Source organism: Streptococcus cristatus (genome assembly GCF_003943465.1).
Taxonomy (GTDB): domain Bacteria; phylum Bacillota; class Bacilli; order Lactobacillales; family Streptococcaceae; genus Streptococcus; species Streptococcus cristatus_C.
The window spans coordinates 1-647 of record NZ_RJPR01000040.1 but is presented as its reverse complement, the minus strand read 5'-3'; the positions used below and the strand labels follow the sequence as shown (position 1 = coordinate 647).

1 protein-coding gene is annotated in these 647 nt (G+C 39.7%); it reads right to left on the bottom strand.

Annotation, left to right across the window (positions count from 1 at the left end):
* Positions 1–72: 72 nt before the first annotated feature.
* A partial coding sequence (locus D8793_RS11780) for a transposase (protein ID WP_142999388.1) occupies positions 73–647 on the bottom strand: 575 nt, incomplete at its 5' end.

Here is a 647-nt window from a genome sequence, read left to right as displayed (position 1 = left end):
TTATACGAAAACTCAAAAGAGCGCAAAAAGACTCCCCTTGTGATATAATGAAAGTGAAAAAATTGTATTAGGCTACTGGCTCGTCTCTAGTAGCCTTTTTTGTAGCACAAACTCCTGATAAGTGAGATTTTCTTTCAAAAGGATATAAGCTATTTTAAGAAGTTGATGTGCGAGTGCAATAGTTGCTTTTTGCGGTCCTCTCCTGCTTCGAATCTGGTAATAACGCTCTGCTAGTGGGCTTCCTTTTTGTTTTTTTGCAGCAAAAACTGTTTGACAGAGACACCTTTTTAAATAGGAATTGCCATGTCTGATTTTTGTGCTCCTCTTTTTACCGGCACTTTCATTATTTCCAGGACACAAACCAGCCCAGGAAGCGAGATGTCCAGCTGTTGGAAACTGGCTCATGTCTACCCCAATTTCCGCTATGATCACAGAGGCTGTAATGAGATCAATACCAGGAATAGAATCTAGGATTTCCACTGGTCTCTCATAGAGATTTAGATAGCCGTTCATACGCTCTTCCAAACAATCGATTTGTTTTTGATAAAAATCGTAAATCTCCAAGGACTGACCTAACATAAAACGATGATGAGCCGAAAAATACCCATCAAGTGCCTCAAGGAGTTGGGGAACTTTTCTTTTCAAAC